Source organism: Haloplanus litoreus (assembly GCF_045690335.1).
Taxonomy (GTDB): Archaea; Halobacteriota; Halobacteria; order Halobacteriales; family Haloferacaceae; genus Haloplanus; species Haloplanus litoreus.
In genome coordinates this window covers 1952859-1974410 of the sequence record NZ_CP147874.1, presented here as the reverse complement: position 1 = coordinate 1974410, position 21552 = coordinate 1952859, and the positions used below count along the sequence as shown (strand labels likewise).

The 21552-nt window shown below is 67.7% G+C and carries 19 protein-coding genes; 6 read left to right on the top strand and 13 right to left on the bottom strand.

Annotated elements, in window-relative coordinates:
- Nucleotides 1-148 precede the first annotated feature (148 nt).
- The gene (locus V8686_RS10725; protein ID WP_379704023.1) at nt 149-844 is read left to right on the top strand and encodes a TOBE domain-containing protein; all 696 of its coding nucleotides are present in this window, start codon (nt 149-151) and stop codon (nt 842-844) included.
- Here V8686_RS10725 and V8686_RS10720 read toward each other — a convergent pair.
- Genes V8686_RS10720 through V8686_RS10710 form a run of 3 tightly spaced genes read right to left on the bottom strand, consistent with a single transcriptional unit; the run spans nt 841 to nt 5579 of the window.
- Nucleotides 841-1650: a universal stress protein gene (locus V8686_RS10720; protein ID WP_379704021.1), complete on the bottom strand. Its 810-nt coding sequence runs from the start codon at nt 1648-1650 to the stop codon at nt 841-843. The genes V8686_RS10725 and V8686_RS10720 overlap by 4 nt on opposite strands.
- Nucleotides 1651-1652: 2 nt before the next feature.
- Entirely contained in the window at nt 1653-3989 is a 2337-nt protein-coding gene (locus tag V8686_RS10715; protein WP_379704019.1) for an efflux RND transporter permease subunit, read from the bottom strand.
- A complete protein-coding gene (locus V8686_RS10710) occupies nt 3990-5579 on the bottom strand; it encodes a COG1361 S-layer family protein (RefSeq protein ID WP_379704017.1) in 1590 nt (529 codons plus the stop codon).
- A gap of 150 nt (nt 5580-5729) precedes the next feature.
- Here V8686_RS10710 and V8686_RS10705 point away from each other — a divergent pair, with 150 nt between their 5' ends.
- Nucleotides 5730-6830 carry an NADH:flavin oxidoreductase/NADH oxidase gene (locus V8686_RS10705; RefSeq protein ID WP_379704015.1) on the top strand — a complete coding sequence of 367 codons (1101 nt, stop codon included), beginning with the start codon at nt 5730-5732 and terminating at the stop codon, nt 6828-6830.
- Here the strand turns inward: V8686_RS10705 and V8686_RS10700 are convergent.
- The 10 genes from V8686_RS10700 to V8686_RS10655 form a co-directional block, all read right to left on the bottom strand.
- Nucleotides 6827-8155 (bottom strand): nickel pincer cofactor-dependent isomerase, group 22, encoded by a 1329-nt coding sequence (locus V8686_RS10700; RefSeq protein ID WP_379704013.1) that lies wholly within the window; start codon nt 8153-8155, stop codon nt 6827-6829. The genes V8686_RS10705 and V8686_RS10700 overlap by 4 nt on opposite strands.
- 49 nt (nt 8156-8204) lie before the next feature.
- Nucleotides 8205-8693: a 50S ribosomal protein L11 gene (locus tag V8686_RS10695; RefSeq protein ID WP_379704012.1), complete on the bottom strand. Its 489-nt coding sequence runs from the start codon at nt 8691-8693 to the stop codon at nt 8205-8207.
- A gap of 62 nt (nt 8694-8755) precedes the next feature.
- Complete coding sequence (locus V8686_RS10690) at nt 8756-9817, bottom strand: zinc-binding metallopeptidase family protein (RefSeq protein WP_379704010.1); 1062 nt, start codon at nt 9815-9817, stop codon at nt 8756-8758.
- A 168-nt stretch (nt 9818-9985) separates the two neighbouring features.
- Complete coding sequence (locus V8686_RS10685) at nt 9986-11818, bottom strand: ATP-binding protein (protein ID WP_379704008.1); 1833 nt, start codon at nt 11816-11818, stop codon at nt 9986-9988.
- Nucleotides 11819-11863: 45 nt separating this feature from the next.
- Nucleotides 11864-13030: a DUF5305 domain-containing protein gene (locus V8686_RS10680; protein WP_379704006.1), complete on the bottom strand. Its 1167-nt coding sequence runs from the start codon at nt 13028-13030 to the stop codon at nt 11864-11866.
- A gap of 108 nt (nt 13031-13138) precedes the next feature.
- Complete coding sequence (locus V8686_RS10675) at nt 13139-14290, bottom strand: signal peptidase I (RefSeq protein ID WP_379704005.1); 1152 nt, start codon at nt 14288-14290, stop codon at nt 13139-13141.
- Between the two features lie 42 nt (nt 14291-14332).
- Nucleotides 14333-15190: a hypothetical protein gene (locus tag V8686_RS10670; protein ID WP_379704002.1), complete on the bottom strand. Its 858-nt coding sequence runs from the start codon at nt 15188-15190 to the stop codon at nt 14333-14335.
- Nucleotides 15191-15221: 31 nt separating this feature from the next.
- A complete protein-coding gene (locus V8686_RS10665) occupies nt 15222-16736 on the bottom strand; it encodes a CARDB domain-containing protein (RefSeq protein WP_379704000.1) in 1515 nt (504 codons plus the stop codon).
- A gap of 179 nt (nt 16737-16915) precedes the next feature.
- Complete coding sequence (locus tag V8686_RS10660; RefSeq protein WP_379703999.1) at nt 16916-17974, bottom strand: hypothetical protein; 1059 nt, start codon at nt 17972-17974, stop codon at nt 16916-16918.
- Between the two features lie 6 nt (nt 17975-17980).
- Nucleotides 17981-18661, bottom strand: coding sequence for a hypothetical protein (locus tag V8686_RS10655; protein ID WP_379703997.1), 681 nt, complete (start codon nt 18659-18661; stop codon nt 17981-17983).
- 267 nt (nt 18662-18928) lie between these two features.
- Between V8686_RS10655 and V8686_RS10650 the strand changes: the two genes are divergently transcribed.
- From V8686_RS10650 to V8686_RS10635, 4 genes are all read left to right on the top strand, one after another.
- Nucleotides 18929-19465 carry a DUF7344 domain-containing protein gene (locus V8686_RS10650; RefSeq protein ID WP_379703995.1) on the top strand — a complete coding sequence of 179 codons (537 nt, stop codon included), beginning with the start codon at nt 18929-18931 and terminating at the stop codon, nt 19463-19465.
- Nucleotides 19462-19962: a COG1361 family protein gene (locus V8686_RS10645; protein WP_379703993.1), complete on the top strand. Its 501-nt coding sequence runs from the start codon at nt 19462-19464 to the stop codon at nt 19960-19962. The genes V8686_RS10650 and V8686_RS10645 overlap by 4 nt, the downstream gene beginning before the upstream one ends.
- A gap of 123 nt (nt 19963-20085) precedes the next feature.
- Complete coding sequence (locus tag V8686_RS10640) at nt 20086-21033, top strand: alpha/beta hydrolase (RefSeq protein ID WP_379703991.1); 948 nt, start codon at nt 20086-20088, stop codon at nt 21031-21033.
- 87 nt (nt 21034-21120) lie between these two features.
- Complete coding sequence (locus V8686_RS10635) at nt 21121-21459, top strand: DUF7113 family protein (RefSeq protein ID WP_379703989.1); 339 nt, start codon at nt 21121-21123, stop codon at nt 21457-21459.
- The last annotated feature ends 93 nt before the right edge of the window (nt 21460-21552 follow it).

The window sequence follows — 21552 nt, the reverse complement described above, 5'->3', positions numbered from 1 at the left end:
GGAAGTCGTCATAAAGTAACTTACGATTCGATGAACGTCACGATGTTTCGCCAGTTTCGTTTTGGGGCGAAACGTAACTAGAATCAGTTATCTGTCGCGGCGAGCGGGACACGACAACGCCTTTTGTCCAACCCGTCCTACGCGGTGTATGGAGTTCTCGACCGAGTTCGACGCCCGGATCGGGCAGGGCGACGTGACCCTCACGGAGCGGGACGTCACCCTCCTGCGCGCCATCGATGACCTGGGGTCGATCAACGCCGCGGCGACGTCGCTCGGCCGGTCCTACTCGCGTGCACAGCAGCGAATCGTCGAACTGGAGGAGGCCTTCGGTGACCTCGTGGCGCGCACGCGAGGCGGGTCGGGCGGCGGCGGTAGCCACCTGACCGGCCTCGCCCGGGAGCTTCTGAACCGGTACGACCGACTCAGCGCCGAGTTCAGCGGCGTCGCCGAGACGGCCGAAACCGTCCTCACCGGCCGCGTCGTCGACCGCGACGGGGAACTGGCGACGGTGAAGACGGTGGCGGGGACCGTCGGTGCGCTGGTCCCGGAGTACGACGACGGAGACGAAGTTCGGCTCACTCTCCGAGCCGATGCGGTGACCCTGCAGAGTCCCTCTCGGACGCCCGATCCGGACCGAACGAGCGCCCGCAACCGCCTAGAGGGGACCGTCCTCTCGGTCGACGCGGGTCAGGCCGTCGCGCTCGTCACCGTCGACGTGGGCGGCGAGGTGTCGCTGTCGGCGCTCGTCACCGTGGCTAGCGTCGAAAAGCTGAACCTCCACCGCGGGACGCCGGTCGTCGCCTCGTTCAAAGCCACGGCGACCCGCGGCGTTCCGCGCGTCTAGGGACCGACCACCAGAACGGGTTTCGTCGCCGCCCGCAGGACCCGTTCGGCGACGCTCCCGAGGAGGACACGCTCCACGCCCGTGCGGCCGTGACTCCCGAGTGTCACCAGATCGACGTCGAACTCGTCGGCGTAGTCGAGGATCGCCTCGTGCGGGCGCCCCGTCCGCACGGCCGCCGTGGCGTCGATCCCGGCCTCGCGGGCGCGGTCCGCGAGGCGCCGGGCGGGGTCCTCCTCGTCGCCGACGGTCAGGGCGTGGAGGCGTGCCCCCGTCGCGCCCGCGACGGCGATGGCGTGTTCGCCCGCTCGCTCGGCCTCGTCGCTCCCGTCCGTCGCGACCAGAACGTTCTCGACGGTCGGAGTGGTGTCGCCGTCCTCGGCCGTCCGGACCGTCAGGACGGGAACGTGTGCGGTTCGGAGGGTCCGCTCGGCGAGGCTCCCGAACAGGTAGCGGTCGACGCCCGAACGGCCGTGGGTCCCCATCGCGACGAGGTCCGCACCGTAGTCGTCGATAGCACCGGCGAGCACCGTCTCCGGGTTCCCCTCGACGACGTGCGTCTCGACGGGGACGGGGCTCTCCGCCACGATCCGGTCGACGGCGTCTTGGGCACGTGCCTGGAGGATCTCCCCCTGGCGACGGACCAGGTCGTCGACGTCGCCGACGGTGTCGGTCACGAAGCGGTCGGGATCGACGACCGAGAGGACGTGGACGCTCGCGTCGAACCGGTCGGCGAGGGCCAGTCCGTAGCGGGCGGCGGTCGTCGCGACGTCGCTGCCGTCGGTCGGAATGAGGATGGTGTCGTACATGATTAGCTTCCCACGGCCTCGGCGTCCGGTGTCGTCTCGCGTCGCTCGATCAGGCGAACCGTCACCAGCGCCGCCGGCAGGATGCCGAAGGCGGCGACGAGCGACAGGGCGATGGCGAAGACGGTGGTCAGCCCGAAGTTCGCGAGCACCGGGAACTGCGAGATGGTGAGGACGCCGAAGCCGAAGATGGTGGTGAAACTCGACCCGATCACCGGGCGAGAGAGCTTCGCCACCGCCGTCGTCGCGGCGTCGAGACGGGACTGCCCTCGTTCGGCCACCTCGTACTCGAACCGCTCGAAGACGTGGACCCCGTAGTCGATGCCGATACCGAGCGTCAACGACGACATCGTGATCGTCAACGGGTTCCAGGGGATGCCGACCAGATACATCGCTCCGGTCACCAGCAACGCGGCGCTGCCGGCGACGGCGGCGATCAGGGTCGCCGAAATCTTCAGCGACCGGAAGGCGATGGCGAGGAAGGCGAAGCCGAGCGCGAAACTCAACAGCGTCATCGGCGTCAATCCGGCGGTCACGTTCTCGATGACGTTGCGGTTGAGCACGGGCTTGCCCGTCACCTGCACCTGATCGGCCGTCGTCAGCGTGTAGTCGGCGTTGCCTTCGAACTCGTCGATCAGCGTCCGGACCGGTTCGCCCTCCACGTCGTCGACGTAGAAGGTGAGCAGGAGTTTGCTCGGAGTGTCCGAGGGATCACGAATCGCCGTTGGCCCGTCGTCGCTCGCCGCCCGTAGACTCGCGTCCAGACGGTACTGTGTCTCGGGGACCGATCCTCCGTTCTGCGTCCGCACGGCGGTCACCGGACTCATCACGGCGTTCACGTTCGGATTCTCCAGCATCAACCGCTGGTACGTGGCCACCTCCCGGAACGTCTCGGGGGTGTACGCCTGATCGGTTTCGACGACGACGTAGACGACTTTCGATCCCTCGACGGTGTCCTCTAGGCGCTCCAGATCCTCCTTGGCGTCGAGATTCTGGGGCCAGAAGTCCATCATCTGCTGGCGGGGTTCGACCTGCGGGTAGGCGTAAGCGCCCCCGGAGACCAGCAGGAAAGCGATCAGGAGCGTCACCAGCGGCCGCCCAGCGGTCACGCGGCGGGTGAGCAACCCGGTCAGGGCTTCGAGGCGGTCCTCCTCGGGCGTCCCGTCGTCGGCCGCGTCGCTCGCGCCGCCGTCGAAGCGGACCAGCAGCGCGGGCAACAGCGTCACCGAGAGGACCATGCTCGCGAAGACGCTGATGGCGCTCGTGACGCCGAACTGCTGGACCGGCGGGACTTCGGAGACCAGCAGCGAGCCGAGCCCCACGACGGTGGTACCCATCGCGATGAGGAGCGCGCGCCCGGTAGTGCGGGTCGCCATCCCCGCCGCGTCGACGGGCGAGCGGTCGCTCGCACGCTCTTCGAGGTAGCGGGTCTGGATCTGCAGGCCGTAGTCGATGCCCAGACCGAGGGCGATGGGCATCACGCCCAGCATGATGGCGTTGAAGTTGTATCCGAGGATGCCCATCGCCCCCATCATGTAGATCAGCGCGGTCATGGCCGTCCCGAGCGGCAAGAAGACGTGCCACCAGCGTTCGACCTTCGAGCGCATGACGAGGTAGACGATGCCGAAGATGAGCGCGAACGCGCCGGCGAACAGCTTGATCATCTCCGGCAACATGAGGCCGAAGGCGGCGTTTTCGAACACCGGCTGGCCGGTGACGGTGACCGACAGTCCGGGCGGGAGTGCGGCCAGCTCCGTCTCCTGCTGGACCTGCCGGTAGACGATGTCGGAACCGCGTTCGGGCAGCAGTCGCCCCCGGTCGAAGGTGTCGACCTCACCGTAGTCGACGAGGATGATGGTCGTTCCGGACTCGGGGACGACCTGCGACCGGAGGCCGGCCATCTCGGGGTTCCGAGCAGTGGCGCGGTCTAGGGCTCGGCGGACGCCGTCCTCCGTCTCCGGAATCGCGCCACCGTTACCCGCCCGTACCAGGTCCGCGAGGCTGGTCACCCGATTCGTCTCGTCGAGTGTCGTGTAGCCCCGGTCGAGACGGTCGATGGCCCGGATCGTCTCGGGGTCGTACAGTTGGTCGGACTCGACGACGACGAAGACGTTGTTACCGGTCTCGAAGTCGTCTTTCAGGGACGCCCACTCCTCGGCGGTCTGGGAGTCGTCGTCGATGTAGAGGGTCATCCCCATGCTCATCTGGAGCGAGGTAGCCGCGATGCCCCCAGAGACGAGCACTAGGAGGACGACCACGGCGACGACGGGTCGGGGATCGCTGGCGCTCCGCCGGCCCAGCGATTCGAGTCCGTCCCTGACGCGGGTTCCGATGTCCGACATTTACAGGCCCAGGAAGTCCAGGATGGACGAGAGTAGCCCACCCCGCCGGTCGGTCACCTCGACGGCGGTCGATTCGACGTCCGAGACGACCGTCCGGCCGAAGCTGTTGTCGTACTTGACGGTCGTGTCGATGGAGTAGGTCTTGGGCGTGGCCGCACCCTCGACGCTCACGGTGAAGGTGACCGTCTTCGACTCGCCCGGACCGAGTTCACCGACGTACGCCGTGTCGTCGTCGGTCTCGAACGGCGTGTTGGCGTTGAGCCGAGCCACGGCGTCGGTCATCGTGCCCTCGCCGGTGTTGGTGACGGTCACCTCGATAGTCTCCGTCGATCCGGCGGCCACCGTCGGCGACCCCGACGTGTCGATAGTCATCTCCGGACCGACCACGACGGGGACGGTCCGCGGGTCGCTCTCGACGGTCTCACGGTAGGCGTCCTCGTAGGCGACGGTAAACTCGAGCGGGTAGTCCTGCGCGATGGCCCGGTCCGCGACTTCGAGTTTGAACCTCGCAGTCGCCGTCTCACCGGGATCGAGTGTGCCGAGACTCGCACTCGTCGAGAGCGGCGAGAACGGCTCCATGGGCGCCAGGAGGGCACGGGCGTCCGTCACCGGTCGATCTCCGGTGTTGGTCACCGACAGCGTCACCGCGCCCATCGAGTCCACGTAGAGGTCGGTACTCGTCGCCGAGAGGTCGAACGTCGGCGCGTCCTCGATGGTCACCTGCCCGGTGCGGATCTGTGACTCGCGGACCACGCCGTTGCTGTCCTCGTACCGCAGTCGGAAGGGGACGGCGTAGGTGTCCACCGACTCCGTCTCGGTGACACCGACGCGGAACGAAGCCGTCGCCGTCTCACCGGGGTCGAGGGTGCCGAGCGACAGGCCGTTGGTCCGCGGGGTCAACTGGTCGCTCGCCTCGATCAGCAGGTCGGCGTCGGTGGCCGTCTCGGACCCCTCGTTGCGGACGGTCACCTCGACGCGGCCGTCCTCCTTGGCGTAGAGATTCTCGCCGCTGACGGATTCGATACCGAGTCGGACTGCGGGTTCGATCCGGACGGTCACGTACTTGCGGACGGTGACGTCCCGACGGGTGACGAACGTCTCCTCGTCGTCGACGCTGACGGCCCTGACGTACTGGTAGTCGAGGACGACGGGAATTCGGTAGGTCCCGGGCGTGGCGTTCTCGGATACCTCGAGTTCGAGCGCCGCGGTCCGTTGGCCGTCCGGCGAGATGGTCCCGACGGACTGCTCACCCGTCCGGAGGGTCACGGGAGCGTTCGCCGATTCGAAGGTGGCGGTCGTCGCCATCGCCGCTCCCGGTGTCACGCCCGCCGTCCGGAACGCCGAGGCGATGTCGGACACCTTCCCCTCGGTGTTCGTCACGGACGTCCCGCGGTTCTGGATGCCTACTTGGAGGGTCGTCGTCTCCCCGGGGACGAGGACGTTCGACCCTTGCGTCGACGTCGTCAGTTCGGGCTCCTGATTCTCGCTGTATCTCGCCGCAGCGACCGGCGTCGCGACGGCCGACGAGACCAGCAACAGCGTCACCAACGCCACGAAAGCGGCGCGAGCGGTCTGGGTGTCGAATCTCATTGTTGTGCCCGATATACACAATACCCACTGATAAGCTCGTCGTTTCAGGGCGTTTTCGGCGGTCGTTAGTTCGAACAATCCACACAACTGTGTCGCCAGCGTGGTTCCGGTTTCGACACGCGTATCGCCGTCGATGTCCAAGTGTCGGCCGTGACAGCCGATCTGTTCGCGCCGCTGGAACTCCGTGGTATCGAGATTCCGAACCGCGTGATGGTCTCGCCGATGTGCCAGTACTCGTGTGAGGGCCGGGACGGCCTGCCGACCGACTGGCACCACACCCACCTCGTCAGTCGCGCCGTCGGTGGCGCGGGTCTCGTCATGACCGAGGCGACGGCCGTCGAGGCTCGGGGACGGATCACGCCCCACGACCTCGGTATCTGGAGCGACACCCACGCGGACGCGCTCGCGGAAATCACGGCGTCGATCCGGGAGAACGGGAGCGTACCCGGCATCCAACTGGCTCACGCCGGCCGCAAGGCCTCGAAGACCCGTCCCTGGGAGGGGAGCGACCCGCTCACCGGCGACGAGGGCTGGGAGACCGTCGCTCCCTCGGCCGTTCCGTGGCCCTACGAGGACGGCGAGACGGCGGTTCGGGAGCTGTCGATCGAAGATATCGACGGGGTGATCCAGTCGTTCGTCGCCGCCGCCGAACGCGCCCGCGAGGCCGGCTTCGGCGTCGCCGAGATTCACGCCGCCCACGGCTATCTCCTCCACGAGTTCCTCTCGCCGGTGACCAACCACCGCGAGGACGACTACGGCGGCGATTTCGAGGGCCGGACCCGTCTGCTCCGCGAAATCGCCCGCGAGATTCGTGCCGTCTGGCCCGACGAGAACCCCCTGTTCGTCCGAATCTCCGCGACCGACTGGCTCGACGACCGCGAGTCCTGGACCGTCGAGGACTCCATCCGCCTGGCCGACGACCTCGCTCCACTCGGCGTCGACCTGATCGACGTGAGTGCCGGTGGCGTCCACCCCGATCAGCACATTCCGTCGACCGGGCCGGGGTATCAGGAACGCTACGCGCGTCGGATCAAACAGGAGTCGAGCGAAGACGTCGCCGTCGGCGCCGTCGGCGGCATCACGACGGCCGAACAGGCCGACGCCCTGATTCGGAACGGCCGTGGGGATCTGGCCATCGTCGGCCGCGAGCACCTCCGCGACCCGTACTTCGCGCTTCACGCGGCACGGGAACTCGACCGCCTCGACGCCGACGGCATCGAGATCCCGATCCAGTACGACCGCGCCTTCTAGCGGGCCGGCGTGGGTGCGGCGAACTCGCCGTCGTCGTCGAACGCCAGTTCTTCGGGTTCGGCGACCACCCGCAGATCGTCGCGGTCACGCGCCGCCTCGATCAGGGGCGCGGAGGCGTAACACCGCTGCAGTCGCATCGTGTCGGTGACGCGCAGGACGCGCGCCTCGTCGCCGGCGACCGGGCCGATGGTGCCGAGGGCGCCCTGTAGTCCGGCGCGGTCGTTCTCGACGACCGGCGGCAGGCGAACGCCGCGGACGGTACTCGCCGTGATGGCGTTGATGAGTGCCTTCGACCAGTCGAGGGCCTCCTCGACGTCGCGGTGGACGAAGTCGGCCTGTCCCATCCCCATCGCGTTCCCCTTCGTCTTCTCGGTGAGTCCGCGGAGGAAGATTCGCTTTACCTCGGGGGACTCGGGTTCGGGTTCGTTGATCGTGAAGTGCCGACGGCCGGTGACGTTCGTGTCCATCCCCTGTCCGCTCACGTCCTTGCCGATCCGGTCGACGACCAACACGTCCAGGTCGTCGAAGGGAAGCGTCGGCATCCGGTCGTAGGCCGTCTCTAGGAGGTCGCGCTCGCGTTTCAGGAACCCCGACGCGGGTACCCCTTCGACGATCGTCGTGTCGTCGTGTTCGTCCTCGACGATGGCGACGCCGCCGGCGACCGGGAGGGCGTCGAGCAACTGGCTCGCGATTTCGGGGAGCATGTTCCGGAGGCTCCAGTCGACCGCCCAGTCGTGGGCCATCTTCGCTCCCTTCTGTTTCCCCATGCCGATGACGAGCATCTTCGAGAGGCCGCTCTCCACCTCGCCGCCGAAGTCGGTGTGGGGCTTGATCCGGTTGACCATCACGATGCCGTCGGCGGCGACGGCGTTTTCGTCGGCGTACACCGGCACGCCGCGTTCCGGCGTCTCGCCCACCGTCTCTACCGCCATCGTCGCCCGAATCTCACAGCCGACCGTCTCCTCGCTCACGCCGAGGGTCGCCAGTTTCTCGCGCTGTCCCTCGGCGGTCGCGCCGCCGTGACTTCCCATCGCGGGGAAGACGAAGGGTTCGTACCCCGCCTCACTGACGCCGGCGACGACGCCACGGACGATGGCGCCGAGATTCGCGATGCCGCGACTGCCGGCGCCGATAGCCACCTCGCCACCCTCGGGGACGGCCGAGAAGTCGAGCGACTGGACCGCCGACGCCGCCCGTGCCTCGATTTCGTCGGTCGGAATCGGATCGGTCTCCCAGACCTGTTCGACGACGCCCATCCGCGGCACGGCGACGTCGCCGACGGCCTTCCGGACGGTGTCCTCGGGAACGACGAGGGAGTCTGTCATACGGTGCCGGTAGCGCGGACGTGGAAAAGAAACCCGCGGTTGTGTCCGCCTACGCTGCCGCTTCGTCCGCGAACTGATCGTCGTACTCGCCCTCGTCGATACGCTCTTTGAACTGCCGGGGGTCGTTCCCCTCGATGGTGACACCGAGCGTGACGCAGGTGCCGACGACTTCCTTCGCGGCGTTCTTCAGGTCGTAGGCGAGCAGGTCGGACCGCTTCTGCTCGGCGATTTTCTGCACCTGCTCGACGGTGAGGTCGGCGACGAAGTTCTCCTGTGGTTCGCCGCTCCCCGTCTCGAAGCCGGCCTCGTCCTTGATGAGTTCGGCCGTCGGCGGGACACCCACTTCGATGGTGAAGGAGCCGTCGTCCTCGTACTCGACGGTGACGGGGACTTCCATGCCGTCGAACGCGTCAGTCTCGTCGTTGATCTGCTGTACGACGGCCTGCACGTCGACGGGCGTCGGACCGAGTTCCGGCCCGAGCGGCGGGCCGGGCGTGGCCTCGCCGCCGGGAACGAGCACTTCGATAGTTCCAGCCATACCTCATCACATCCGGGGACGACTTTTAACGGTTTTCTTTCGGTTCACGGTGTCACAGCCCCTCACACGTCGACCGCGAAGTCGTCAATCGTCCCCGCTCGCTCCGCCATCGCCCCCAGCACGGCCCCGAGATCCCGGAGGTCCGTCTCGTCGATCACTTCGACCGGCGTGTGCATGTAACGGTTTGGTAGCCCGAGGTTCAGCGACGGCGTCCCACCGCGGGCCGTGTAGAAGGCGTCGGCGTCGGTGCCGGTGCGCGTCCCCGTCGCCTGCATCTGCACGTCGACGTCCACGTCTGCGGCGGCATCCCGTGCAACCTCCACGAGGACGGGGTGGTTGGCACTTCCCCGCGACACGACGGGTCCCTCGCCGAGTTCGACCGGGCCACGCTCCTTGTCCGGAATCCCCGGCGAATCCGTCGCGTGGGTCACGTCCACGGCGACGACGGCGTCCGGCGAGAGGTCGAACCCGACCATCTGCGCGCCCTGTAGTCCCACCTCCTCCTGGATCGTACTCACGGCGTACACCGTCGCGCCGACGTCGGCCTCGACCGCCCGCCGCAACCCCTCGGCGGCCGCCCAGACGCCGATCCGGTTGTCGAGGCCACGGGCCGCCAGCCGCGACCCGTGGAGTTCCTCGACCGTCGTCGAGAACGTGACCGGGTCACCGACCGAGACGAGCGATTCGGCCTCCTTGGCGTCGGTCGCGCCCACGTCGACGTACTGCTCGCCGATGTCGTCGTAGCTCTCCTCGCCCGTCTCACGCAGGTGGATCGCCGTCTGTCCGATCACGCCCGCCACCGGTTCGTCGCCGTGGATCGTCACGTGTTGGCCCTTCGAGACGGTGCGGTCGGCGCCGCCGATGGGGCCGATGCGGACGTAGCCGTCGTCGTCGATCCGGCGGACGATGAACCCGATTTCGTCGGCGTGACCCGCCATCGCGAACGCCGTCTCGCCGCCGTGATGGATGGCCACCGCGTTGCCGTAGTCGTCCGTACGAACCTCGTCGGCGAAGTTGCTCACGTAGTCCAGCCAGACACGCTGGCCGCGCGTCTCGAACCCCGAGGGACTCGGCGTCCCGAGGAGTCGGTCCAAAAAAGCCCGGCGGTCCGGTTCGAGCGTCATGTGTGCGGGTACGGGAGCGCGAGCAAGAACCCAGCGATCCGGTGCGGGACGACGACCGTCACTCCCCCGCGATCCGTCGGCTCACTCGTGCGGACCGGTGGAAGTCAGTGCCGGGGATTCGTCGACCCGTCCCGGCAAACCACCGGTAACCAGTTACTACACACCGTATCAGTCCCCGTGACGCGTCACGCAGGTCGACAGTCCCGTCAACTCCACCGGTTCGGAGTTGTCCGGAGAGTAGACGACCATCTGCCCTTTCTCCATGTAGGGCACCTTGTCCTCCAGCGTCGGCGGAATGTTGACGCTGCTGATGGCGTCTTCGTCACCCAGGTTGAGGACGAGTTTCGTGTTCACCTGCTTGAACACCGAGTCGGCGATGTCCTGTGGATCCTGCGTGATGAGGAACAGGCCGAGCCGCTCCTTCCGACCCTGCTTGGCCGCCTCGGTGAACTTCCCGATGACCTTCCGGGCCTGCACGCTCTCGGCGTCGGTCAGGAAGTTGTGCGCCTCGTCCATGCCCACGACCAGCGGCGTCTCCTTGATCCGGTCGAACGTCGGGTCGTTCGACAGTTTCTCGTCGACCAGCAGGCTGGCGACGGCGAGAACGACCAGTTCGGTCGCACGCGAGTCGTTGACGTGGTACGTGGGCACGACTGTCAGTCCGCCGGGGCGAACGAGTTCGTGAACCAGATCCGTCACGGGGCGGGCGTCCCGATCGAAGACCCGCGAGAAGGCGCTGCCGAGCGCCCGCCGACGTACGGCGTCGAACGTCGCCTCGTGGACCCGCCCCGACTCGTCGAGTTCCTCCCGGAGCGCCGGGTCGTCGAGATAGCGCTTGAACTCGTCGTAGGTCCCCTCGTCGCCGTAGTCGCGGAAGAACCGGTCGAGCAGGTAGTCGAGCGCCTGGTACTGGTTGTCGTTGAGGCGGGCGCCCGCGACCAGCCACGGCCGCCGACGGACCATCCGGAAGGGAACGGTAAAGGGCACCTGCTCGGCACGGTGGCCGCCGCCCCCATACGACGCCCCGTCGACGTCCGGAACGAGCGCGACGGTGTCGTCGTGGCCCCCGTAGGCGATGCCCTCGCGGTCGAGTCGGCGGACGAAGTCATCGTCCATCGACGGGTTGTCGTCGTGCATCTGGGCGTACTCGTCTTGTGGGTCGAACTGGACCACCGCCGTCGACACCTCACGGCCGTCGTCCATCGGGTACGACGCGTCGAGATACTGCCGGAGGACGTTCTTCGAGGCGTGGGTCTTCCCCGACCCCGTACCGCCGGCGACGAGCGTGTGCCGGAAGACGAGTGGGTCGCCGTCCGCGTAGTCGTCCGTCAGACGGTAGTCGATGGTCGGTGGCGACGCCGCCGTCCGCACCGTCTCGCCACCGACCGAGAGATGCCCGAGGAAGACACCCTCCGAGGGGATGGCCAGCCCCGTCTTGATCTGTGCCGCGTCCGTCGCCTCGCCCACGATGGCCCCGGGTTTGGGCACGCGGTCGGTCATCCGACGTTTCAGGTCGTCGCCGTCCCGGAAGAGAACGGCCACCGGATCGAGCGAGGCCACGAACTTGTAGTCGCGCTCGGCGAAGTCGTCGCGGCGCATCGCCCGGCGGGCGTGGATTTCGGTCGCATCGTCGGCCTCGAACTCCTGGGCGTACTCCAGGGCGGAGATCCGACAGAAGAGCGTCTCGTCGTCGGGGTAGGGCACGAGGACGTACTTGCCGAGCCTGACGGATTCACGGTTGTCGCTCGTGACGAAGGCCTTGAGCGTCGTGTCGTCGCCGTCCTCTGCGACGCGGAGTCCCTGGGAGACGGAGATGGAGCCCAGCCCCCGGTCGCTCCCGGCGGGCGAGACGTCGTAGGCGTCGAAGTCGTCGGTCGTCGCCCCGCTGTCGGCTGGCTCCTCTTCCTCGCTGGCCGTCGCCACCCGCTCGTCGTCTGCGGATTCCGCGTCGTCCCGCGAGTCGTCGGGCGAGACTTCCGTGAAATCCCCGAGGTCGGACATGTCCAGTACCACGGAGGTGGGGATCAAACCCCTTTCGACGACGTGTCAGGACTCGTCCGTCGCTGCGTCCGCCGCCTCCGTCGTCTCCACCGTCTCCGTCGCCTCCGCCGATTCCGGGCCGAGAGCGTCGCCATCCGCGCTCCCGGCGGTCGGCGGCACGAACACGTAACAGCAGTCGTCGTTGAGGACGTAGTACGCGGTCCCGTCCGGCCGTTCGAACACCCGCGCGTCGACGTCGATGGCGGTGTCGACCAGCCCCTCGAGCGACACCACCTCGAGCCGGGGGCGGTCGAACACCGACGCCGGAGGCCGGGCGACGGTGATCCAGTCGTCGAACTCCTCACGGGTCGATCGGAAGTCGAGTTCGGCCCGTTCGGCCTCGGTGACTGCGAACCTGTCGTCCCACCGCCCGTAGCCCAGACCGACCAGCCCGACGAAACCGAGCACCGCCGCCGCCGGTCCGCCGAACCGCCAGAGCGGTCCGTAAGTTCGCTGTCTGGTGATTCTCTCGGTCGTCGATCCGGTCACGGCCGATCCGCGAACCGAGCCGGGCCGGTACGTGGTGCCGTCCGCCTGGATCGGCAGGACGTACTGGGCGGTTCGGTTCACGGACTGGCCGTTTACTTCGCCGGTGACCTGGACACGAGCAACCGAGAGCAACTGGAGGGAGCCCGGGGACCCCCCGAGTCGTTCCGAGACGTTCTCCATCCGTTCGAGCGTCCGGCTGACGTTCCGTGCGAACGTCACTCTCACCGGCTCTCCGGGACCGACGTCCGAGGCCTGGGTCGATCCAAGCGACTCCTCCATCCGCCAGTACTCGGTCGAATCCTCCCCCTCCGAGGCGGCACGCATCACCAGCCGGTTCCGGATCCCCACGTCCAGCGATCCTCCGTCGGATGCCCGATAGCTGAAACCGAAGCGTCCCTGCATCTCGGGGCTCACGGACAGGAAGTACGCCGGTCGGTTCGACAGGTCGGTGTCGACGGGGTACAGCGGGTTCGGTTCGGTCACCCGCGCCGCCGTGGTGTACGTACCGTTCCCCTCCCACGACGACACCTGTCGCTCCTCGACGGTCGTTCCGGGCGACGCGTAGGCGGTGTACGCCGCGAACCCCCCGACGAGCGCCAGAATCGCCGCGACGGCGACGAAGACGACGAACCACTCCGACAGGACGATACGGACCCGCGTACTCCACTCGCTCCCCCACACCATGCTCCGCCACTTTTCGAGGCCGCGACAAGAAACTTGAGGAAGCAACAACCGCCCCCGCCCCTGTCCAGTCTCTCCGACGGCGTCCGACGGTGGCCCATCAGGGGCGTGTCAGCCGAACCGCGCCCAGAGCCGTCGGAGGCGGGAGGGCCGGTCCCGGGACCGGGTGCGGATGCGTCCCGTCCCGACCAGCGAGATGCCGAGCAGGTAGAACGGCACACCGAGGACGACATCGATGACGACGATGGGCACCCAGGGGTGGATCCGGTAGAGTCCGTCGAGGACCGACGCCGGCAGGACTGCGAGGTAGCGGTGTTCGGTGAGGAAGTAGCGGTAGTACCCCGTCTCCGCCGGCGCCGTGAGCGTCAGCCCCACCGTCCCCGTCCCACGACTCCCCACGTAGACGTGGCGCCGGTCGACGGCCACACCGTCGCTACCCGGTTCGAGGTAGACGTGGACCGGCACGAGGCCGGCGTTGGGGACGTCGTAGTCGAGTGTCGACGACTCGCCCGTGGGGATCACGGTGGGATCTTCGGACTCGAATTCGGCGCTGACGACGCCGAACTGCTGCGTTCCAGCGGGGAGGACCATCGCCGCCGTCGCCGTCGACATCACGAGCAACGCCAGCCCAGCCATCACCAACTGGGTCGAGACGCCGTCGTCTCGACTCCGGCTACGCGCTCGCTTCCTGTCCCGGCCGTCGCTCGTGATCAGATCGAACAGGTAGCCGAGCACCGAGAGCACGAGCAACAGGTAGGTGAGTCCCTGGGTGCCGAGCAGCGACCGGGTACCGAAGGTGGACGCGAGCCACCGCTGTGCGCCGCCGATAGCCCCCTGGACCGCGACGACCGCCGTCCCGAAATTCGGGAGGACGACTACCGAACCGCCGACCTGGAGCGCGTGAGCGACGATCTGTTCGTCCTTCACTGGGGGTTCGTTCCCGTCCTGGTCGGTGAACGGGTTCGCATCCCCGCGGGTGATGTACCCACGATCCGTCTCGTCGACGATCCGGTGGGTGGTAAGCCCGCCGCCCTGGATCTCCTCGGCGCGGAACGTGACCACGTCACCTTCCTCCACCTCGCCCGCAACCGGCGCCGGGACGGCGACGAAGCCGTCCCCCGGTTCCATCGTCGGCGCCATGCTCCCCGTCTCGACGTAGCTCAGAAGGACCGGATAGCCGAGCATCTGCCCGGCGACCAGCGAGACGACGACGAGGACGACGAGGAGTTCGCCCCCCAGCGTCAGCACTCGACGGACCGACATTCACCACCATCCACGAACGTCGCTTCAAAAAATCCTCGGTCGTCAGGGATCCGACTGCCGGCCCCCAACGTCGAACGCCCCGATCTCCACCCCGACGTAGGGGCCGATGAAGGCCAGACAGAACCCCAGGAGGTGGACGTAGAGGTTCACGACGGTCCCGCCCCGGACGGGCGCGGCGGGGAAGCCGGCGACGGCGAATCCGAGGGTGGCGGCCACGCCAACGACGAAGACGTCGACCCAGCCGGATCGGTTCCCCGACGGACCGCCTTCGGGCCGGTCACCCGTCCGGAGCGCCGACACGGCGGCCCCGGCGTAGCCGGCGGTGCCGAGTGCCGCCGCCGCAGCGAGCCCGACGGTGACCGGCGAGCGCGGCAGTGAGAGTGCAACGAGCGTCAGCGCGGCGAAAAAGAGGACCGGAGCGTGACGGGGCCGAATTCGGGAGTCCAGACGCCGGCCGGCGTAGACGGCCAGGAGAACCGGGAGCAGTCCGGCAAAGGCCATGTTGATCCCCGAGAAGCCGAAGCCGACGGCGCGGCGCGGCACTGCCAGGTTCAGCGCCGACAGCACCGGTGGGAAGGCGAGGAGGTACGTCGCCGCCGCGACGCCGAACAGGCGTCGACAGTCGCCGAGACCCGCGAGGACGTAGCCAAGTCCCGTGAGGACGACGTACCCGAGGACGTTCGCGAGCAGGTGATCGAGCGAAAAGTGGACGAAGTGTGCGGTCACCGCCGTCACCACCGACGGGTCAGCGTAGGCGAACGTCAACGACCGCCGAACCGGCTCCGGCGACAGGAAGACGCCGACCAGCACTGTCGGAACGACGGCGAGGCCGAGACACTCTCGACGGCCAATCGCGCTCCGAACCGCGCTGGAGAACGGCGACTGGTCTGCCGGTTCCATACGGGACGAAGCGGTCATCGAGGGATAAGGCCTACTCCCGAACGCGGCGGGCCAGCGCCAGTATCACCAGCACCCCGACCAACCCGCCGACGAGCCACACCGTTTCGGTCAGGTCCCCGGCGGCCGGTTCGGCGACGGGTGCCGCGGTGCGGTCGGCCGGCGGTTCGACCGACGACGCGGTGTCCGGCGGCGTCCGCGTCGTGCCGCCGTCGTTCGGCGTCGGCCGCGGGTCGCCATCCTCGCTGGGCGGGGCCGGCCCTTCGACGACGAGTCGTCCCACGTCGGTCGCCCCCAGTCTCAGGTCGTAGGTTCCGGACCCCGGTGCGCGAACCTCGAACGTGACGTTCCTAGACGCCCCGGGCGCCAGTTCGACCCGTCGCTCGGCGACCGGGTCGCCGTCGAGGGTCAGCGTCACCGTCTGCGATCCGGTCGTGGCGCCCGCGTTCGTCACCTCGGCCGTCACCGTCGCGCGCTCGTCCGGTGTGACGGTCCCCCTCCGGAGGTCGGCGGCCGTGATCCGAAGATCCGGAACCTTCGCGGCGACGACGAACGTCGAGAAGCCGGGCGTCTCGGCTTCGAGGACGATTCGGTCCTCGCGCGTGGCAACCACCTCGACGCCGCGTTCGGACCACTCGGCCCCGTCGTACCGGTACACGGTCAGTTCCTCGGCCGAGAGCCCGGTCGCGTCGAGGTAGGCCCGGTCGACGGCGAAGCGGAGCGTCGCCCGTTCGACCGCCCCGCGGCGCTCCTCGATCCGGACCGCGCCGAGGGGGCGGACCGACGCGTCGGTCGGGAGTGCTCCGGTCGCGTTGGGAGCCGTCACGGCAACGTCCAGATCCACGGCCCCGCCGTCGCTGACCACCGAGAGTTCGTCCAGTGTCACGACGCCGTCACCGGCGCGGGCGACTACGAGGCGATTCAGGTCGAGGGTGAGCGAGCGACCTGCGGCCGTGTTGCGGAGGGTCAGGGTCCGCGTCGCGGCGTCCGGACTCGTCACCCGGGTCGTGACCGGTTCGGCGGGATCGGCCGAGGCGGCGCCCGCCGCGCGTTCGGGTGCTCCCCCATCGTCGGCGGTGCGGGCGTGGACGGTGAACGTCGCCGTCGGGGGTGGTGCCTCTCCGGTCGTGTCGACGACGAAGCCCACGGGGACGGACTCGTCGGGGGTGAGCGTGACAGTGTTGGTCGCGGAGTCGGCCCCAACGCCGCCCACGCTGAACGTGATTCCCTCGGCGTCGCTCGTGAGCCACACCGTCGCCGCCGTGTCGCCGTCGTACCGGAGACGGAAGGCGTCGGAGATGGAGGTACGGGCGCCGGGGTTGACGCCGTTGCCGCGGAGGGCGGGGTTGGACGCGGAGAGGTCGAGGGTGAGTTCGCCGTCCTGGGTGGTGCTGACGTACTCGGCGTTGGTGCTATTCGCGGTGGTGATGGTGACGCCGTCGGTGACGGGGTCGGCGGTCGTTCCGTCCATTGGGGCTGCGATGGTGGGTAGGGCAAGGGCTATCGCCGCGAGTGCGAGGACGACGGTGGAGGATCGTCGTGGTGGCATGTCTCTGGTCGGCGGGACGAGATGGGGACCGGGGTCGCTCCCGGGGGCCGTACCGGAACCATTCGGCCACTCCCCTTTGGTATTGATGTGATTGAACCGGGCGCGCGTTCGACGCCGGCCGACGATGCAGTCGATATCCGGTCGATGCGGTTGAGAGATCCCGCGACCGGGCAGGCGACTCAGGGGCTCACCGAGAACGACGCGACGTCGGTGGTCCCGTCCGGAAGTTCGACCGTGAACGAGAGGTCGAGCCGCTTTCCGGTCATGTCCACCGGCATCCCGTCGGAGTCCCGGAACGAGTAGAGGTTGACCGTCGCCGCCGTGCCCGGATCGAGGACCGCCTCCTGATCGGCGCCGTCGCGAAATCCGTCACTCTCCAAGTCGACGGTGGTCGGGAGTTGGAACTCACCGCCACCGGCGTCGACGTAGCCGTCCTGTGGCATCGCTTCGATGTGGACATCGGCGTTGAACGTGAAGCTATCGTAGTTCGTCCCGCCCTGTCGGTCGCTGACGAGGTCGATGTCGCCGTCCGCGGGTGTGATACTGACGTCGGTGATCGTGATCGGGCCACCGCCGCGGTAACGGTTCACCAGCTCGAACTGGACGCCGCTGTCGTCACCGCCCGTCGGTCCGACGGCCGTCGCGTTCCGGACGCCGAGCTGTCGTGAGGTGCCTCCCGGAACGCTTCCACCGCTAGTGGATGGCTGTTCCGCCAGGATGGAGAGCGAGACGTCGAAGCTCCCGAGGTCGGAGCCGGTGTCGATGAAGAGACCGGCCTCGAACGACTCGCCGGGCGTCAACACAACGGCGTTTGACTGTTGGTCGAGGACCGTCCCGTCTTCGCCACTGTCGATCAGCGACAGGTGATCGATAGCCGGCACGAGGTTACCCGGCTTGCTCCACACTTCGACCGTGTTGTCGCCCTGGTTCCGGATGGTCAACAACTCGCCGAACGTGTACACCGAGTCCGGCCCGACCCCCTCTCCCCGTGTATCTCCTGGGGTGCTCTCGTTGAAGCCGGGGATAGAGAAGATGACCTGACCGTCGCCGAACTCGGCCGCCCGTCCGTAGTCCGAGTCGGAACTCGGATTCATCGCCAGGTAGGCGTCTTCGTCGTCGGCAACGGCGATGTCCACGGTTCGCTGTGCGCTCGTACTGGTGAAGGCTCCCGATCCCACGCTGAACGCCGATCCGCCAGCCAACAGCCCGATCGACTGGAGGAGCCTTCGTCGATTCATCGTTCCTTAGGTCCCGTTGCCGCCATTCGCGCGGTCGCTTCCGGGTTCGACGGCCATCACGGTGATGCGTTTGTTGGAGGCAGGGACGGAGACGTTGTCCTCCGTGATCACCGAGAGGTCGACCGAGACGCTCTCCCCGGGCGTCACGAGTCGGTCGCTGTCCTGGAACGTGGCACTCTCGAACTTCTTCTCCAGGTCGACGCGGCCACCGGAGTCGATACCCATAGTGAAGTTGTCCGCCTCCGGCCCGAGACCGGGTCCGGTGCCGTTCTCCTCGTCGTAGACGAAGGTACTCAGACCGCTAGTGTCAGCCAGATGGGGCTTGGAGTTGGACTGCCCCGCCCCGTTCACGTAGACGTTGTCAGCGGAGGTACCGACGGCGAGAAGCACGTCGTTGTCGCCCTGATTCCGGATCGTGAAGATGTCGGTGAAGGCGGTCCGGGCATCCGGATTTAGCCCCTGCGCTCCGTTGTTCGAACTCGCCAGGTCGAGTTTGAGTTGGCCGTTACTATCCGTCTTCGCGCGGTCGCCGGTCGCCTGAAGGCTCAGGTACGCGTTGGCATCACTAGCGACTTGGACGTCGACGGCGCGCTGTGCCTGCACGCTCGTAAACGCACCAGTACCGGTCACGGCCGCCGCGCCAGCGGCCAGCGATCCCACACCTGCGATGAACTTTCGCCGTTGCATTGGTTGTCACGTGCCCCGTCCGGAGCACATCACACCCGTATACCCCTACCCCGTTTGTAGTGAGCCGATTGAACGGGGTACAACGGCCGGTAGAACCGGTTCAACGAGGTTATGTCTCGTCGCATATGATCGATTGAGACGGCTTCAAGCACCGTCTGAGAAGCGGTTGCCCGGGCCTGAAACACCCGTCGGTGCCCGTTACTTATGGGTCATCCCGCTATGAGAATAGCCCGACCCGGACGCGTTCCCTGGGGGGATCCGAACGACATGAGTCTGGCACGAGACGACGTTTACGAGGTGTTGAGCAACCGGCGACGGCGCTTTGTCATCCACTACCTGCGCGGGAACGGTCCGCGGGCGGCACTGGGGACGCTCGCGGAACACGTCGCTGCGTGGGAGAACGGCATCGACGTCGCCGCAGTGGGGTCGGACGCGCGCAAGAACGTCTACACGTCGCTCCAGCAGTTTCACCTACCGAAGATGGAGGATCTGAACCTCGTCCACTTCGACCGCCGCGCGGGCGAGGTGGAACTCACCGAGGAGGCCGACGACGTTGACGTGTATCTGGAAGTCGTCGAGGGACACGACGTTCCCTGGAGCCTCTATTACCTCGGCGTGGGCGGCCTGACCGGCGCGGTCACGCTGGGCCACGCGCTCGACCTGCCGCTCCTGGCTGGGATGACGGACGTCGGCTGTGCCGTCTTCACCGTCACAGCCATCGCCGCGATGGCGCTGATCCACACCTACTACACCCGGGAGATGCGCTTAGGAACCGACGGCGCGCCGCCGGAAACCGACGGATGAGTCGTCGAACCCGGCGTGCACTCGCGATGCTCGCGCTCTGCGTAGCCGCGAGCATGGCACTCGGTGTCGGGAGCTACAGTTCGGCGTCGGCCGACCGAAGTGTGAGCGTGGCCGTCGTCGAGGACGAGGAGGCGTACATCGGGATTCCGGACTCGACGCTGCGCTGTGGGCGGGGGCAGAACGCGCTCTTTTACAATCGCTTCCCGGCACCCGTGACCGACGGTCACGTCGAAGTGACGGTCGGTGACGGCGACCTGGTGGTTAAACGCGACGACGGGTTCGTCGAGTACTACGCGGGTCAGGAATTCACGGTTCCGATCGACGAGAACGTGACCGCGGGAGAGCGGTTCAGACTCCACCTGAAGCCGACGAACGAATCGGCCGAGTCCATCACCGCCCGCATCGAAGTACGGGGAACGGGGTTCAGCGTCTCGACGACGGCGACACGGGACGTGTCGTGTGAGAAGCAGGTCGACCGGTCGAGCGGCAGCGGGTAGTCGCCCGGATTCGGAGGCGGCGATCGACGATGTCGACGCGGAACGTTATCATCCCCCGGACAGTAGTCGGGGTGTGGTTCCGACATCCAGCAGACGGCACGTACCGATCGGAGGGACGGCGGCGTGACCGACCGCGCACCCGACCTCCACCCCGAGGCCGAATCGATCCTCGACCAGGTCGACCTCCCGCCGACCAGTGCCCTATCCGTCTCGGGCGCCCGCGAGGCGCTCCGGGACCTCCTCGTCTCGGAGGACACGCCGGACGACGACCTCACGGTGCGAAATCTTTCCATCCCCGGGCCGGGAGACGATCCGGAGACGTCCCTCGACGTGCGGGCGTACACGCCGCCCGGGGCCGGCCGGCCGGTCCTCGTCTACTTCCACGGCGGCGGGTGGGTCCGCGGCGATCTGGACACCCACGACGGCCTGTGTCGACTGCTCGCCGAGGCGGCCGACTGTGTCGTCCTCTCGGTGGACTACCGGCGCGCACCGGAACACCAATTCCCGACGGCGGTCCACGACGCCTACGCGGCGACGGCGTGGGCGACGGAGTACGCGGACGTCGTCGGCGGCGACCCGGACCGGGTGGCGGTCGGCGGCGACAGCGCCGGCGGCAACCTCGCGGCCGCGGTGACGTTGCTGGCACGGGAGCGTGCCGGACCCGAACTCGCCCACCAAGTCCTGCTCTATCCGGTGACGGACTACGCCTTCGACACGGACTCGTACGCCGAGAACGCCTCGGGGTACCTGCTCTCCCGGGCGAGCATGCGCTGGTACTGGGAGCGCTATCTGGGCGACGACGTCGACGGGGCCAATCCCTACGCGTCGCCACTTCGGGCGCGGGAACTGTCCGGACTGCCGTCAGCCACGGTGATCACGGCCGGGTACGATCCGTTGCGGGACGAGGGTGCGGCCTACGCCGACCGTCTGCGCGAGGCGGGCGTACCGGTCACCCACGAGAACTTCCCCGGGATGGTCCACGTGTTCGCGTCGTTCCCGGACCTCGGCCGGGCACAGGACGCTCGCCGGCGAATCGCGGAGGGGTTGAACGAGGCCTTCGGTCGGGGCTGAGACGCGTCGCCAGCGGCCGGTCGTCGGTTCTCGACCCTGATAGTCACCACACACGTCTTTTACGTTGTGCACCCGTAGCAGGGAGCAATGTTACTGATCCGCGGCAACGGCGGGGACACGACGCTCACCGGCACCGTGTACGAACGGGGTGAGCGCGCGCCGAGTTTTCAGGGCGCCCCGGACGAGGATGCCGCCTACGTGTGGGTCTGCGACGAGTTCTACGAAGTCGAGAGCGGTGGGTCGAGCACCGAAATCGACGGTGAGGAGATTCGAATCGCCTTCGAGTCGCCGATGCCGCGCGGGTTCGACACTCGAGAGCAGGCCATCGAGGCCGCCAAGGAACACCTGCGCACCCAGTTCGCTCGCGTCGGCGTCCCCGAGTCGACGGTCACCATCGAAATCGAGAAGGCCGATCCGATCGAGTGACTCGGCCGGCCCTCGGACTGTCGGCTGTAACTGTGTCGAGCGAGTCGCCACTCCGGAGTGGCGACTCCCCGTGCCGACGTACAGCGGGCAGTA